Genomic DNA, 13,498 nt, shown 5'->3' on the forward strand with positions numbered 1-13,498 from the left:
TTAAATCACGCCGCCAGCAAGGAGACGAAGGCTAAAAAGGCAAAGCCAAAACCGGCCCAGGTAACCGTTGAGGTTTCCAGCATCCGCAAGCGCGCCATGCTGTTCTCAAACAGTGCGATAATCAGCACGCCAAGCACCAGTTTTACTGCCGCCAGAATCAGCGCTAAACCTAAGCCGCCCCAGCTAAATTCGCTCATCTGGCCCCATGGCAGGAACACGCCGACGAACATTTGCAGCACAACCAGTTGCTTGAGGGAAATCCCCCATTTCAACACTGCAAAACCCGCGCCGCTGTATTCGGTCAACGGGCCTTCCTGCAATTCCTGCTCGGCTTCTGCGAGGTCGAATGGCAGTTTGCCCATTTCGATAAACGTGGCGAATGCACAGGCGGCGAATGCCAGAATCAGCGTTAAACTCTGAGCGGTTGGCCAGTGGTAGATTGTGAAAGCGATATTGCTGATGTGTGTGCTGCCAGCCACTTGTGCTGCAACCCACAGGCCCAGAATTAGAATCGGTTCAACTAATACGCCCAACATGGCTTCCCGGCTCGCACCGATGGCGGTAAACGGACTACCAGTGTCCAGCCCTGCAATCGCAAAGAAGAAACGGGCAATGGCGAACAGGTAGATGAGCGTTATCAAATCACCCAGCGACGGCAGCGGCGAATAGAGCGTGACCACCGGTAGCGCTGTTGCAATCGTCAGCATTACGCCGACCATCACAAAAGGCATCAGGCGAAACACCCAGCCGGATGCGGCCGGAGCCACACTCTGGCGGCCCAGTAATTTGAATAAGTCACGGTATTCCTGCAACACGCCAGGCCCACGGCGGTTGTGCATACGGGCGCGAGTGACGCGGGTAATACCGGACAACAGCGGCGCCGCGGCAAACAACACCAGCGCCTGAATCAGGGGAAAGAAAAGGGTATTCATCTCAGGTTCCTTAAGCGCAAACCGCAACCAGCAACACAGCCAGTTCGCAAATTGCCAGGCGATGGAACGTACCGGCGAGGCGGTCGCACTGCCAGCCCGGTATCCATTTCACTGGGTTAAGGGTTTTGCGCAGTTTCAGCAGTGGCGCGAACGCCGCTTTCACAGGCTGCGCAAAGCCGCCCGCAGTAATAACCATCGCTTGTTCATGGTCGTAACCGCAGACCCAGGCCGAACCGCGTGTGCGGTTTGGCAGACGTTCGCCACGGAAAATCACCATCAAAATGAATGGCAGCAGCGGACTGGCAATCAGCAGTAGGGTGATCATCGGTTGTGAAACGGTGGTGTTAGCCGTTTGCAACGGCAGAGGAATTGCGTTCTGCAACAGGGGAATCAGCCAGGGTGCGGCGACGCCCGCAATCACACAACATGCTGCGAGTGCTACCACACTCAGATTCATCAACCACGGTGCAGACGTTGCGTTTTCAGCTTCAGGTGTGCGAGGCGCACCCAGGAACGTGACGCCATACACTTTTGCCATACACATCACAGCCAGCGCGCCAGTGATTGCCAGACCAACGGCCAGCAATGGCCCCAGGAAGCGAGCGATAAACAGCGGCAAGGTGCCAAGATGGAAGAACGACTGGTAAATAACCCATTCGCCTGCAAAGCCGTTTAGCGGCGGCAGTGCTGCCATCGCCATCAAACCAACCAGCATGGCGATAGAAATCAGCGGCATACGCTTGCCAATCCCACCCAGCTTTTCAATGTCCAGATGACCGGTGCGGAACCACACCGCACCTGCGCCGAGGAACAGCGTAGTTTTGAACACGCTATGGTTAAACAGATGATACAGGCCACCGATCATGCCCAGCGCAATCAGCGTGGATTCGTTCAGCGCCAGGCCCATCAGGCCAACGCCCAGGCCGAGCAGAATAATGCCGATGTTTTCCAGGGAGTGGTAAGCCAGCAGGCGGTTGATGTTATGTTCCATCAGCGCGTACAGGCCGCCAATAAACGCAGTAATCATCCCCAGAACGACAACCAGAACGCCCCACCACAACGGCATTGCGTTGCTGATAAGCGAGAAGCTCATGATGCCGTACAGACCAATTTTCAGCACTACAGCGGAAAACAGCGCGGCTGCCGGAGCAGAAGCGTTGGCATGTGCCTGAGGCACCCAACCGTGCAGCGGAATAATACCTGCGAGCAAACCGAAACCGAGCAGACTCAGCAGCCAGACAACAGAGCTAATCGGTGTGCCATTGGTGAGCAGGTGTAATTCGGCATAACTCAGCGTGCCGTACTGGTTCCACAATAACCAACAGGCAACAGCCAGTAGCACGGTGCCGAGGCGGCCCAGCGCAAACCATAACTGTCCGGACTTCTGGCAGCCCGTCAGGAAGTAGCCGCTCAAAGCGACGATTTCAGCCAGCGCCACCAACATACCGAGGTTATCAGCAACCAGTGCCGCAACCGCTGCTGCCATCACCAGGTTCACCAGCAGACCATTGGCTTTTACGGCTTCATGACGATGCCAGTCGATATTAAACAGAGAGATAAACAGACCCGGCAGGCCGAGCGTCACCAGCCATACGCCGTTAAAAGCATTGAGCTGGAGATGCAGATGCCAAATTTGCGCCATGCCGCTAAAGCCGGTTAGCGCCTGGTAGCCTGCCATCAGCACCAGTACCGAACTGATTGCCCCACCAATCCCGGCAATAAAACCACTCAGTGGTTTATTAAATGCCGTGATACCTGCCAGTACTGCGCTTAGCAGAAAGCCCATCATTGCCCAATGAATCAGGATAAAAGCACTCATTTTTTCACCTCAGGCCGGGTAAACAAGGTGAGATCGCCAAGCGTTGTGCTCAGGGTCAATTCACGTTTACGTTTGCTGGATTTAGCCATGTCGTTGTTATCAACCACACGCAGCGCTTTCGTTGGGCAGGTGCGTACACACGCTGGGCCATCTTCATCGAAGCTGCACAAATCGCACTTCACGGCGATGGCGCGAACGCCTGGTACCCAGTCGAGCAGCGAACTAACACGTGCAGGTGCAGGTGGCGCAGGGGGCGCTTTCGGGCTGTTGGCATTAGCAGGGATATGAATCGGGCGGCTGCCGGAGAATTCAATAGAACCAAATGGGCAGGCGATGCCGCATAGTTTGCAGCTTACGCACAGACTCTCGTTGAGTTGTACGGCTCCATCGATGCGGGTAATGGCATTGGCTGGGCAAACGCCCGCGCAAGGCGCATCTTCGCAGTGGTGGCACATCTGCGGCGCGGAATCATTAGCATCACGCATGACTTTCAGGCGCGGCATGGACTGCAGGCCATGCAGGCGGTGCGTTTCGGAGCAGGCCGCCTCACAGGTATGGCAACCCATACAAAGTTTGGAGTCGGCGATAATAAAGCGATTCACCAGGTCTTCCTTAGATTGCCCGTCATACTTCGATTTACAGGTGTGTTGGCTGCAATCACTCACCCCAGTCACTTACTTAAGTAAGCTCCGGGGGACTCGCTCCCTTGCCGCCTTCCTGTAATTCGAATTATTTAGGGTAATTCATCGTTGTCATCATTTTTGACGAAACTGTGCCGAAGTCTGCCGTTTCGACAGTTTTCGACACCCAACATGGCTATCAGGCCTGGGCGCTTTGTTGCAACAGCCCCATTGATACAGGTGTATCGGTGTGGACTGCGCTGTACAGGCTTTCGTATACCGGGTGAATTTTTTCGAGGTAATGCTCAAGCACGTTTTCGCGGTTACGGTTGCTGATGCTACTGTCCACACGGCCTTCGTCATCAATGATTGCTTTTGCAATCAACACCCTATCTTCACCATTACGTTTCTCAACGTAGTACTCGATGGTGTGACTGTTGAAGCCTTCTGCCAGCGTTACGTGGATGACGAAATGGTCGAACAAGAAGAAGCGCAGGGAATCATCAGGATTGCATCCTACGGCGTGATGCAGTTTCGCTTTAGAAAGGGTAATGCCCTGAATCAGGGTATTGCAGTAGTGTTGCCACTGCGCGAGCAAGCGCTGGTGCTTGTCGGCAATGTATTCGGCTTTTTCGCTCAATTCCCATATGTTCATTATGAAATCACTCTGTTTCTGCTGTTGCGAGTACAGAGCACTTTTCGTGCCAATATTGTATCTAATTGAAAGTATTTAGTTTTGTATTAATAAAGCATAAAAAGCCACAGTAATGACATGTCATTTCGTCATCTTTGACATTGATGGCGTCACCCACCCTGGATTACTAACTGGCATCATCCTTGCATTACCTCTTCCAGATATCCCCGGAGGCACTATGCACGAAATCACCCTCTGCCAACGCGCACTGGAACTCATTGAAGCTCAAGCTCGCCAACATGGCGCTACACGCGTGACCGGTGTCTGGCTGGAAGTGGGCGCTTTCTCATGTGTTGAGCAAAGCGCACTGGAGTTCTGTTTCGAATTAGTGTGCCGCGACACACTGGCCGAAGGCTGCCAGCTTCATATCCATCAACAAGAAGCGGAGTGCTGGTGCTACGACTGCCAGCAACACATCACCTTATTAACTCAGTTGGTGCGGCGTTGCCCGCTGTGTGAAGGCAGCAATTTACGCATCGTGGCAGATGATGGCGTGCAGATTAAGCGTCTGGAAGTAGAGGAGACGAATCATGTGTAGTACTTGTGGTTGCGCTGAAGGCAACGTGTATATAGAAGGCGACGAACGTAACCCGCATTCCGGTTTTCGCAGCGCACCTTTCGCGCCAGCCGCGCGGGGAACAATGCAAATCACCGGGGTGAAATTTGCTCCAACCGCTGATGAACAAGGCGATCTGCATTATGGTCACGGTGCTGCGGGCACTCACGCACCGGGTATGACTCAGCGCCGTATGCTGGAAATCGAACTCAACGTGCTGGATAAAAACAACCAGCTTGCAGTGTATAACCGTGAACAGTTCGCCAAACAGGAACAACTGGTGCTGAACCTGGTTTCAAGCCCGGGCTCTGGTAAAACTACGTTGCTGACCGAAAGCTTAAAACGCCTGCATGGGCGAATGCCTTGCGCCGTGATTGAAGGCGACCAGCAAACCGTGAACGATGCCGCACGTATTCGTGCCACCGGTACGCCAGCGATTCAGGTTAATACCGGTAAAGGTTGTCACCTTGACGCGCAGATGATCCGCGATGCCATGCAGCGTTTGCCGTTGGACCGCAACGGTATTCTGTTTATCGAAAACGTCGGCAACCTGGTTTGCCCGGCGAGTTTTGACTTGGGTGAACGCCATAAAGTGGCGGTGCTTTCCGTGACTGAAGGCGAAGACAAACCGCTGAAATATCCGCATATGTTTGCCGCTTCTTCATTAATGCTGCTCAACAAAATCGACCTGCTGCCGTATTTGCAGTTCGACGTAGAAAAATGCCTCGATTATGCCCGCCAGGTGAATCCGGATATTGAAATCCTGCTGGTTTCTGCAACCAGCGGCGAAGGCATGGATGAATGGTTGAACTGGTTGGAGACGCAGCGATGTGCATAGGCATTCCTGGTCAAATAGTTGAAAAACTGCCAGACGGCAGCGCCAAAGTGGATGTTTGCGGCATCAAGCGTGATGTAAACCTGATGCTGGTAGAAAATGCGCAAATTGGCCAATGGGTGCTGGTTCACGTTGGTTTTGCCATGAGCATTATTGATGAAGCCGAAGCACGCGACACGTTAGACGCACTGCAAAACATGTTTGAAGTGGAACCCGATGTCGGTGGCCTGCTGTATGGGGAGGAGCGCGGATGATGCATTTTGTCGATGAATACCGCGCACCGGAAAAAGTCATGCAGCTTATTGATGTGCTGCGCGAACGTGCTCCAAAACTGACTTATACAGCGGAACGCCCGCTGCGCATTATGGAAGTCTGTGGCGGCCACACCCATGCGATTTTCAAATTCGGGCTCGATCAACTTTTGCCGGAAAATATTGAGTTTATACACGGCCCTGGTTGCCCGGTGTGCGTGTTGCCGATGGGGCGCATCGACGCCTGTATCGAAATTGCCAGCCATACAGATGTTATCTTTTGCACCTTCGGTGATGCCATGCGTGTGCCGGGCAAAAATGGCTCGCTGATGCAGGCCAAAGCACGGGGTGCCGATGTGCGAGTGGTTTACTCACCGATGGACGCACTGGCGCTGGCGAACCAAAATCCGGATAGCAAAGTGGTCTTTTTCGGCCTCGGTTTCGAAACGACAATGCCGACAACAGCCATCATGCTGCAACAGGCGAAAGCGCAGAACATCAAGAATTTTTACTTTTTCTGTCAGCACATTACGTTGATCCCAACGCTGCGCAGTTTGCTGGAGCAGCCTGATAACGGCATTGATGCTTTCCTGGCACCAGGCCATGTCAGCATGGTGATTGGCACAGCAGCCTATAATTTTATCGCTACCCACCATCAGCGCCCGCTGGTGGTGGCAGGCTTTGAACCGCTGGATTTATTGCAGGGCGTGGTAATGCTGGTGGAGCAAAAAATCCATCAACACAGTCTTGTCGAAAACCAATACAAACGTGTGGTGCCGGACGCAGGCAATAACCTTGCGCAGCAGGCCATTGCAGAAGTCTTTGCCGTGCGCGGCGATGCTGAATGGCGTGGGCTTGGCACCATCAGCGATTCTGGCGTGCAGCTCACCGATGACTATCGCCAGTATGATGCCGAAGATCATTTCAAACCGGCACCGCAGCAGGTGTACGACGACCCGCTGGCACGCTGCGGTGATGTGCTCACCGGGCGTTGTAAACCGCATCAGTGCCCGATGTTTGGTAAAGCCTGTAATCCGCAAAATGCCTTTGGCGCATTAATGGTGTCTTCCGAAGGGGCTTGTGCCGCCTGGTATCAATATCGTGGTCAGGAGAGCGAAGCATGAAAACGATAGAATTAGCCCACGGCAGTGGCGGCCAGGCGATGCAACAGTTGGTAGCAGATTTGTTTGTGCAAGCGTTTGATAATCCATGGCTGGCAGTGCAAGAAGACCAGGCACGATTACCGCTGGCTGAACTCACCGCCAGCGGCGACCGCTTAGCATTCTCAACAGACAGCTACGTTATCGACCCACTATTTTTCCCCGGTGGTGATATCGGCAAGTTAGCCATTTGCGGAACTGCGAACGATGTTGCAGTCAGTGGTGCGACGCCGCGTTGGTTATCGTGCGGATTTATCCTTGAAGAAGGCTTGCCGCTTGAAACGTTAGAACGCGTTGTCACTAGTATGGCGGCTACCGCAAAAGCGGCTGGGGTCACGGTGGTGACTGGTGATACTAAAGTAGTGCAGCGAGGGGCAGCGGACAAACTGTTTATCAACACGGCGGGGATTGGTGCGATTCCTGCGGGTTTGAATTGGGGCGCGCAACAAATTAGTGCTGGCGATGTGTTAATCGTCAGCGGAACGCTGGGTGACCACGGTGCGACTATCCTTAACCTGCGAGAATCACTGGGTCTGGAAGGTGCACTGGTCAGTGACTGCGCGGTGCTGGCCCCATTAATTGCGCCATTGCTGAAGATTACCGGTGTCAAAGCGCTGCGTGATGCGACGCGTGGCGGGGTAAATGCGGTGCTGCATGAGTTCGCGGCATCGTGCGGTTGCGGTATGGAAGTGACGGAAAGCCAGCTGCCGCTGAATCCGGCGGTGCGTGGCGTTTGTGAATTGCTTGGTCTTGATGCGCTTAATTTTGCCAACGAAGGAAAATTGGTTCTCGCAGTACAGCGCGATGCTGCCGACGCGGTGCTTGCAGCGTTGCAGGCGCATCCATTAGGTAAAAGTGCGGCTATTATTGGCGATGTTGTCGAGCGTAAAGGCGTGCGAGTTGCCGGGCTTTATGGTGTAAAACGGTCGTTAGATTTGCCGCACTCTGAGCCACTGCCGCGCATTTGTTGACCTGAGGCAGGAACGTTCCACGCTGCTCGGGCTACACTTTGACGCTATTCATATGACAAATACATTCCTTACCCGGTGATTCACCGGGTCTCTTTTTTGGATAAGCAAAATGCCATACACACCGATGAGCGATCTCGGGCAGCAGGGTCTATTTGATATTACGCGTACCCTGTTACAGCAGCCTGATCTTCCGGCTCTCGCTTACTGTCTGACGCAAATTGTAAAGCAGGGCGCGCTGGCAGATCGGGCTAATGTGCTGCTTTACCACCCGCTGCATCAGCGTGTGGGGTTTTATGGTATGGATAAACACGGCAAAGGTTTGCATTACGAAGACGAGATGGTGCTGGCGAATGGCCCGGTGCGCCGGGTTTTATCGCGTCCGGAAGCGCTGATTTGCAGCCAGGAAGAATTCAAAGACACCTGGCCGCAGGTGATGAACCTTGAACTTTACGCGCCATTTGGTCGCTATTGCCTACTGCCGCTGGCGGCCGAAGGCAAGATCTTTGGCGGTTGTGAGTTTATCCGTAATTCCGACGTGACCTGGACTGACAAAGAGCTAGACCGTCTGCACACGCTGGTGCAGGTTGTAGGGTTGGTGGCTGAGCAAATCCAGAATCGCCTGAGCTCTAATCAGGACTACAACCTTTTGTGCCGCGAGCGCGATGACTTCCGCATTCTGGTGGCTGTGACCAATGCGGTGCTGTCAAAGCTCGATCTCGATGAACTGGTCAGTGAAATTGCCAACGAAATCCATCACTATTTCTCGATAGATTCCATCAGCATTGTGCTGCGCGGAAACCGCAAAGACCGTCTTACCGTTCACTCTACCCATTTTGTAAAAGAGCAATCACCCATTCACGATCAAAGCGATGTGGCACATGCGGGTACGCTTTCTGAACGGGTATTTAAAAGCGGGGAGATGCTGCTGCTAAATCTGCACCACGGTGACCAACTCGCACCCTATGAACGTATGTTGTTTGAAATGTGGGGCAACCAAATTCAGACGTTGTGCCTGCTGCCGCTCACCTTTGGCAATAACATGCTGGGCGTGCTGAAACTGGCACAATGTGAAGCGGGTGTATTTACCCCGGCAAACCTCAAATTATTACGCCAGATTGCGGAACGTATTGCCATTGCGGTGGATAACGCGCTGGCGTATCAGGAAATTAACCGCCTGAAAGAAAACCTGGTCAATGAAAACCTCTATCTCACCGAGCAAATCAATAATGTTGCCAGTGATTTTGGCGAGATTATTGGCCGCAGCGACGTGATGTCGAACGTGCTTAAACAAGTCGAGATGGTGGCAAAAAGCGACAGTACGGTGCTGATCCTCGGTGAAACCGGCACCGGTAAAGAGCTTATTGCACGCGCAATTCACAACTTGAGTGAGCGCAACAACCGCCGCATGGTGAAAATTAACTGCGCGGCGATGCCTGCCGGATTACTGGAAAGCGACCTGTTCGGCCATGAACGCGGTGCGTTTACCGGAGCGAACACCCAGCGCATCGGGCGTTTTGAACTGGCGGATAAAAGCTCACTGTTTCTTGATGAAGTGGGTGATATGCCGCTGGAGCTGCAACCCAAACTGCTGCGTGTGCTACAGGAGCAGGAGTTTGAACGCCTCGGTAGCAACAAAGTTCAGCAGGTGGATGTGCGCTTAATTGCGGCCACTAACCGCAATCTCAAAGAGATGGTGACCGAGCGTGAATTCCGTAGCGATCTCTATTACCGCTTGAACGTGTTCCCGATAATGCTGCCCCCGCTGCGCGAACGTCCGGAAGATATTCCGTTACTGGTGAAATCCTTCACCTTTAAAATCGCCCATCGTATGAACCGCAACATCGACAGCATTCCGGCTGAAACCCTGCGCGCCCTAAGCCGTATGGATTGGCCGGGTAACGTACGTGAGCTGGAAAACGTGATTGAGCGTGCGGTGTTGCTAACACGCGGCAACGTACTGCATCTTTCTTTGCCAGAAATGGATTACAACCAGCCGGAAGAAAAACCGATGCAGTTGCTGTCTTGCGAAGAAATTCGCGAGGGTGAAGATGAAGCCCAGAGGATTTTGCGCGTGTTGAAAGAAACCAATGGTGTGGTTGCAGGCCCGCGCGGCGCGGCTCAACGCCTGGGGTTGAAGCGCACTACGCTGCTTTCGCGCATGAAGCGTTTGGGGATTGACAAAGAGGGGATATAAACTAGTTATAACTCTATATTTTCTACCAGGTATCTACCATGGCACTTATCCCGAAAAACTACACGCGGCTGGAAAGCGGCTACCGTGAAAAAGCACTGAAACTCTTCCCATGGGTGTGTGGGCGCTGTTCTCGCGAGTTCGTCTATTCGAATCTACGTGAGCTGACCGTCCACCATATGGATCACGACCACACCAACAACCCGGAAGACGGCAGCAACTGGGAGCTGCTGTGCCTGTATTGCCACGATCACGAGCACTCGAAATACACTGAGGCCGACCAATACGGTTCAACCGTGGTTGCTGGTGAAGATGCGCAAAAAGATGTCGGCGAAGCGAAGTACAACCCGTTCGCGGATTTAAAGTCGATGCTGAATAAGAAGAAATAGTTCTCTGGTGGGCAAACTCAAACGTTGCCCACTTTTGTTTTAATGCCCGCCTGATTCTCCACCGCTCTCAATATGTGCCAATAATGCCGCTAACCCTTCCGGGAATATCACCTCGTTTGTTTCAAGCAGTTCTGCCTGTGACCACCATTTCTGCTCGCTTATCACGTGCTTTTCGTTCTCACTCCAGCCTGCATGCGAAAGCTCTTCCTGCAAGAGCATCATCACGATGAGAGAAGCGAAACAACAGTACAGCGCCGCTGTTGTTTAGAATAAGTAAGCGAGAAGAAGGACGGGTTCGTAGGCTCATTACTTAGTCCTAATATGGTCGAGGTCCAGGTTTACGTATACAGGCCATTCTATGGCCGGAATGCCTATTAATGTACTAATAACCCCCTGATGAATGCAGGATTATCAATAGCAATCTATGTATTCAACATGCCATTTTTAGTGGTTAAAAATGGTTTGTAATTGTCGATTATGAGTGGTAGGCGGAGTTTTAGTGGTATTCGGTGCATTTCCCTCAGTCTGTTCAAGTTCTCTGCAATGCTAACCCGAGTAAACTATAGGGTCTTAAAGTCAGAGGTATCATTGTTAACTTAATATAATAGATTGATTTATATGAATAAACTGTAATTTTATTTAACTGGTATAACTAAGGCTGCATCTCTCAAAACAATTTTTTTATCCTCAATTAAAAATCTTTATAAAAAAAATTCAACTGAAAATAAATATTAATGAAATTTCAGAATAATCCCGGTTGTTTTAATTTTTCGTGGCGTAAGTTCCTGCGGCTGCACGGAGGATGTTTGTTAGCACAGAAGGGGGGATTTGCCATAGTCCATAGGTATTTATTTTTGATTAAATATAAAATTTTAATTTTACAAATACAGTTTGTAAGGGAATGTCGATTTGTGTAGGTGGTGACCTCTATAGTTTTGACTTATATAGAGGAAACTTCTTTCTGGCAGAGGGGAAGCCACAAAAATTTTTAGTAAAAAGAGTAAGAGATTTATCTTTTGACCATGCTGCCTTGAACCATTGTGTATAAATTGGTATGTAAAAATATATGAAAACATCAATAAACCAGGTAGTTAATCAATTCAATAAATACTTAACCAATACGACCAAGGTCATTAAAGATAAAAATGCATTTGTTTTCAATGTGTTATGCTTTTAATTAATTGAGCCTACAACGAAGAGTAATGGCATCCCTTGTAGGAAAAAACTCAAATTTTATAACCCTACTGCTGTGAGATTTTTCTGATATCTGAGTTTTTGACACAGATAGCCAAACAATAATCAGTGGTGCATTTTTGTGCGTTTTATGCATTTAGATGAGATGTTGTTTCCCCTGCCAGCGTAAATTAATAAATGTCACATTAGAATTTTATTACTGATGATTCGTTGTTGCACTATATTTTTATTTTTTTATAAAAAACGACTATAAAATATTAAAATGATAATTTTGATATTTATTGTGGATGATGAATCTAATTTATAAATATTCCATAAATTAAACTGTACATGAGAGTGTATACATGTAATACATGAATTTGATTAATTCAAGTCATTATTAAATAATATTGTTCCAGATAAATGATAAATTATTAATCATAATTAAAATAAAGGCGGTTTGTTTGCAACATGTTGTTTTTTATATAAAATAATTCAATTCGCAAAGAGATAATAACGGTGCTAAACATATTTATAGGTGATTGTGGTAAAGCTATGTAATTTTGACCTGAAAAATCATACGTAATAGAATGCTGCTGCATCGGATTTGTCTTACCTTTGTAAGATGTATAAGTGCGGTACCGCAAGTGTGCAACTAATGAATTTCTCTAATGGTATGCGGATATTTCTGCATTCGCCATGGGCGGTAGCTTTGCAAAAAAGAAATAAGGTATTCCCATGAGTAAAGAAATTATCATCATGTTTTTAACAGCGATGACAGTCCTCCTTATCGCTCGTCTGGTGGCCTTGAAATGTGGCCTGGTCGATAAGCCCGGTGGGCGTAAGCAGCACAAAGGAGAAATTCCTTTGGTCGGCGGGATTTCCTTCTACTGTGCAATAGTGATTTTTTACCTCTTCTGGCCAGAAGTTCTGCCACACACCAAAGAAAATTTTCTTCCCTATTTGCTGAGCATTTCATTACTGCTGCTTGTCGGTATTGCAGATGACCGTTTTGACCTACCAGTGATACCGCGCGTTTTCATCCAGGCATTGTCTGCCGCCGTTATCATGGTAAATGGTTTATACATTCATACATTTGGCCATGTGCTGGGAGAAAACGAGCTGGTGCTCGGCTCAGTCGGTTATCTGGTGACGTTGCTCGCCACCTGGGCTGCAATCAATGCTTTTAATATGGTTGATGGTGTAGATGGTTTACTCGGTTCGGTTTCTGGCGCGACATTCGCGGCGCTGATGGTGGTTTTCCTGTTGGCGGGCGCACATTTGCGTGCCATGTGGTGCCTGTTGATGATTGTTGCCCTGATCCCTTACCTAATGTTCAACATGGGTTTGATTGGCAATAAACGCTTGAAAGTGTTTATGGGTGATGCGGGTAGCATGGTCATTGGCTTTACGATGCTATGGCTTGTGATTCTGGGAAGCCAGGGTGACGAAGCTGTTATGGCACCTGTTACCGCGCTGTGGGTGATAGCGCTGCCGCTGATGGACATGGTAACCATCATGGTGCGCCGTTTGCGCCGCGGACATAGCCCATTCCGCCCTGATCGTGACCACTTACACCATATTTTAATACGTAGTGGGTTAACTAGCCGCCAGACGGTGCTGGTCATGACTCTACTTACTGCAACATTTGCCGGCGTTGGGATTATCCTTTCCCAGTTTGGCGCTGCGGATTGGCTCTCATTGGCCGTGTTCCTTGGCCTGTTTACCAGCTACTTGCTGGTGAACAATAAGCTCCAAAAACGTAACCCGGATATAAGACCACAAAAAAAACAGCCGCATAACATTAGTGCTGGTGTCGACATACCTGCCGGTAATCGTTAACTCCCCCCCGATTTCTCTTTGCATAAAAACCCAGCTCTGCTGGGTTTTACACATTTTAATGAACC

At 50.2% G+C, this 13,498-nt stretch carries 13 protein-coding genes; 8 read left to right on the forward strand and 5 right to left on the reverse strand.

All coding sequences use genetic code 11. The annotated features are described in order from the left end of the window. Window positions 1-5: 5 nt before the first annotated feature. The 4 genes from FH968_RS07320 to hycA form a co-directional block, all read right to left on the reverse strand. On the reverse strand, window positions 6-932 hold the full coding sequence (locus FH968_RS07320) for a respiratory chain complex I subunit 1 family protein (protein ID WP_139878481.1): 927 nt from the start codon (window positions 930-932) through the stop codon (window positions 6-8). 10 nt (window positions 933-942) lie between these two features. Beyond that, window positions 943-2,751 (reverse strand): formate hydrogenlyase subunit 3, encoded by a 1,809-nt coding sequence (hycC, locus tag FH968_RS07325; RefSeq protein ID WP_139878482.1) that lies wholly within the window; start codon window positions 2,749-2,751, stop codon window positions 943-945. Further along, a complete protein-coding gene (locus FH968_RS07330) occupies window positions 2,748-3,353 on the reverse strand; it encodes a 4Fe-4S dicluster domain-containing protein (RefSeq protein ID WP_139878483.1) in 606 nt (201 codons plus the stop codon). The genes hycC and FH968_RS07330 overlap by 4 nt, the downstream gene beginning before the upstream one ends. A gap of 217 nt (window positions 3,354-3,570) precedes the next feature. Beyond that, the gene (hycA, locus tag FH968_RS07335) at window positions 3,571-4,026 is read right to left on the reverse strand and encodes a formate hydrogenlyase regulator HycA (protein ID WP_139878484.1); all 456 of its coding nucleotides are present in this window, start codon (window positions 4,024-4,026) and stop codon (window positions 3,571-3,573) included. A 217-nt stretch (window positions 4,027-4,243) separates the two neighbouring features. Between hycA and hypA the strand changes: the two genes are divergently transcribed. From hypA to yajD, 7 genes are all read left to right on the forward strand, one after another. Next, the gene (hypA, locus tag FH968_RS07340) at window positions 4,244-4,603 is read left to right on the forward strand and encodes a hydrogenase maturation nickel metallochaperone HypA (protein WP_139878485.1); all 360 of its coding nucleotides are present in this window, start codon (window positions 4,244-4,246) and stop codon (window positions 4,601-4,603) included. Beyond that, window positions 4,596-5,459, forward strand: coding sequence for a hydrogenase nickel incorporation protein HypB (gene hypB, locus FH968_RS07345; RefSeq protein ID WP_139878486.1), 864 nt, complete (start codon window positions 4,596-4,598; stop codon window positions 5,457-5,459). Before hypA ends, hypB begins: the two co-directional genes overlap by 8 nt. Then, entirely contained in the window at window positions 5,450-5,710 is a 261-nt protein-coding gene (locus tag FH968_RS07350; RefSeq protein WP_139878586.1) for a HypC/HybG/HupF family hydrogenase formation chaperone, read from the forward strand. Before hypB ends, FH968_RS07350 begins: the two co-directional genes overlap by 10 nt. Then, a complete protein-coding gene (gene hypD, locus FH968_RS07355; RefSeq protein ID WP_139878587.1) occupies window positions 5,710-6,831 on the forward strand; it encodes a hydrogenase formation protein HypD in 1,122 nt (373 codons plus the stop codon). The genes FH968_RS07350 and hypD overlap by 1 nt, the downstream gene beginning before the upstream one ends. Then, window positions 6,828-7,838 (forward strand): hydrogenase expression/formation protein HypE, encoded by a 1,011-nt coding sequence (gene hypE, locus FH968_RS07360; RefSeq protein ID WP_139878487.1) that lies wholly within the window; start codon window positions 6,828-6,830, stop codon window positions 7,836-7,838. The genes hypD and hypE overlap by 4 nt, the downstream gene beginning before the upstream one ends. 109 nt (window positions 7,839-7,947) lie before the next feature. Beyond that, window positions 7,948-10,032 carry a formate hydrogenlyase transcriptional activator FlhA gene (flhA, locus tag FH968_RS07365; RefSeq protein ID WP_139878488.1) on the forward strand — a complete coding sequence of 695 codons (2,085 nt, stop codon included), beginning with the start codon at window positions 7,948-7,950 and terminating at the stop codon, window positions 10,030-10,032. Between the two features lie 38 nt (window positions 10,033-10,070). After that, window positions 10,071-10,418, forward strand: a complete 348-nt coding sequence (yajD, locus tag FH968_RS07370) for an HNH nuclease YajD (RefSeq protein ID WP_139878489.1) — start codon at window positions 10,071-10,073, stop codon at window positions 10,416-10,418. Between the two features lie 39 nt (window positions 10,419-10,457). On the opposite strand, the gene FH968_RS07375 is transcribed toward yajD, so the two are convergent. Continuing rightward, window positions 10,458-10,643, reverse strand: coding sequence for a hypothetical protein (locus tag FH968_RS07375; protein ID WP_370451483.1), 186 nt, complete (start codon window positions 10,641-10,643; stop codon window positions 10,458-10,460). A 1,686-nt stretch (window positions 10,644-12,329) separates the two neighbouring features. Between FH968_RS07375 and wecA the strand changes: the two genes are divergently transcribed. Further along, on the forward strand, window positions 12,330-13,433 hold the full coding sequence (wecA, locus tag FH968_RS07380) for a UDP-N-acetylglucosamine--undecaprenyl-phosphate N-acetylglucosaminephosphotransferase (RefSeq protein WP_139878490.1): 1,104 nt from the start codon (window positions 12,330-12,332) through the stop codon (window positions 13,431-13,433). Window positions 13,434-13,498 lie beyond the last annotated feature (65 nt).

This window comes from Buttiauxella sp. B2, assembly GCF_006376615.1.
In the GTDB taxonomy this organism is placed as follows: Bacteria; Pseudomonadota; Gammaproteobacteria; order Enterobacterales; family Enterobacteriaceae; genus Buttiauxella.

Excerpts from the sequence above, each read along its gene's own strand:
- FH968_RS07320 (WP_139878481.1), bottom strand. The coding sequence starts at position 932 with ATGAATACCCTTTTCTTTCCCCTGATTCAGGCGCTGGTGTTGTTTGCC.
- hycC (WP_139878482.1), bottom strand. The coding sequence starts at position 2,751 with ATGAGTGCTTTTATCCTGATTCATTGGGCAATGATGGGCTTTCTGCTA.
- hycA (WP_139878484.1), bottom strand. The coding sequence starts at position 4,026 with ATGAACATATGGGAATTGAGCGAAAAAGCCGAATACATTGCCGACAAG.
- hypA (WP_139878485.1), top strand. The coding sequence starts at position 4,244 with ATGCACGAAATCACCCTCTGCCAACGCGCACTGGAACTCATTGAAGCT.
- hypB (WP_139878486.1), top strand. The coding sequence starts at position 4,596 with ATGTGTAGTACTTGTGGTTGCGCTGAAGGCAACGTGTATATAGAAGGC.
- FH968_RS07350 (WP_139878586.1), top strand. The coding sequence starts at position 5,450 with ATGTGCATAGGCATTCCTGGTCAAATAGTTGAAAAACTGCCAGACGGC.
- hypD (WP_139878587.1), top strand. The coding sequence starts at position 5,710 with ATGCATTTTGTCGATGAATACCGCGCACCGGAAAAAGTCATGCAGCTT.
- hypE (WP_139878487.1), top strand. The coding sequence starts at position 6,828 with ATGAAAACGATAGAATTAGCCCACGGCAGTGGCGGCCAGGCGATGCAA.
- flhA (WP_139878488.1), top strand. The coding sequence starts at position 7,948 with ATGCCATACACACCGATGAGCGATCTCGGGCAGCAGGGTCTATTTGAT.
- yajD (WP_139878489.1), top strand. The coding sequence starts at position 10,071 with ATGGCACTTATCCCGAAAAACTACACGCGGCTGGAAAGCGGCTACCGT.
- wecA (WP_139878490.1), top strand. The coding sequence starts at position 12,330 with ATGAGTAAAGAAATTATCATCATGTTTTTAACAGCGATGACAGTCCTC.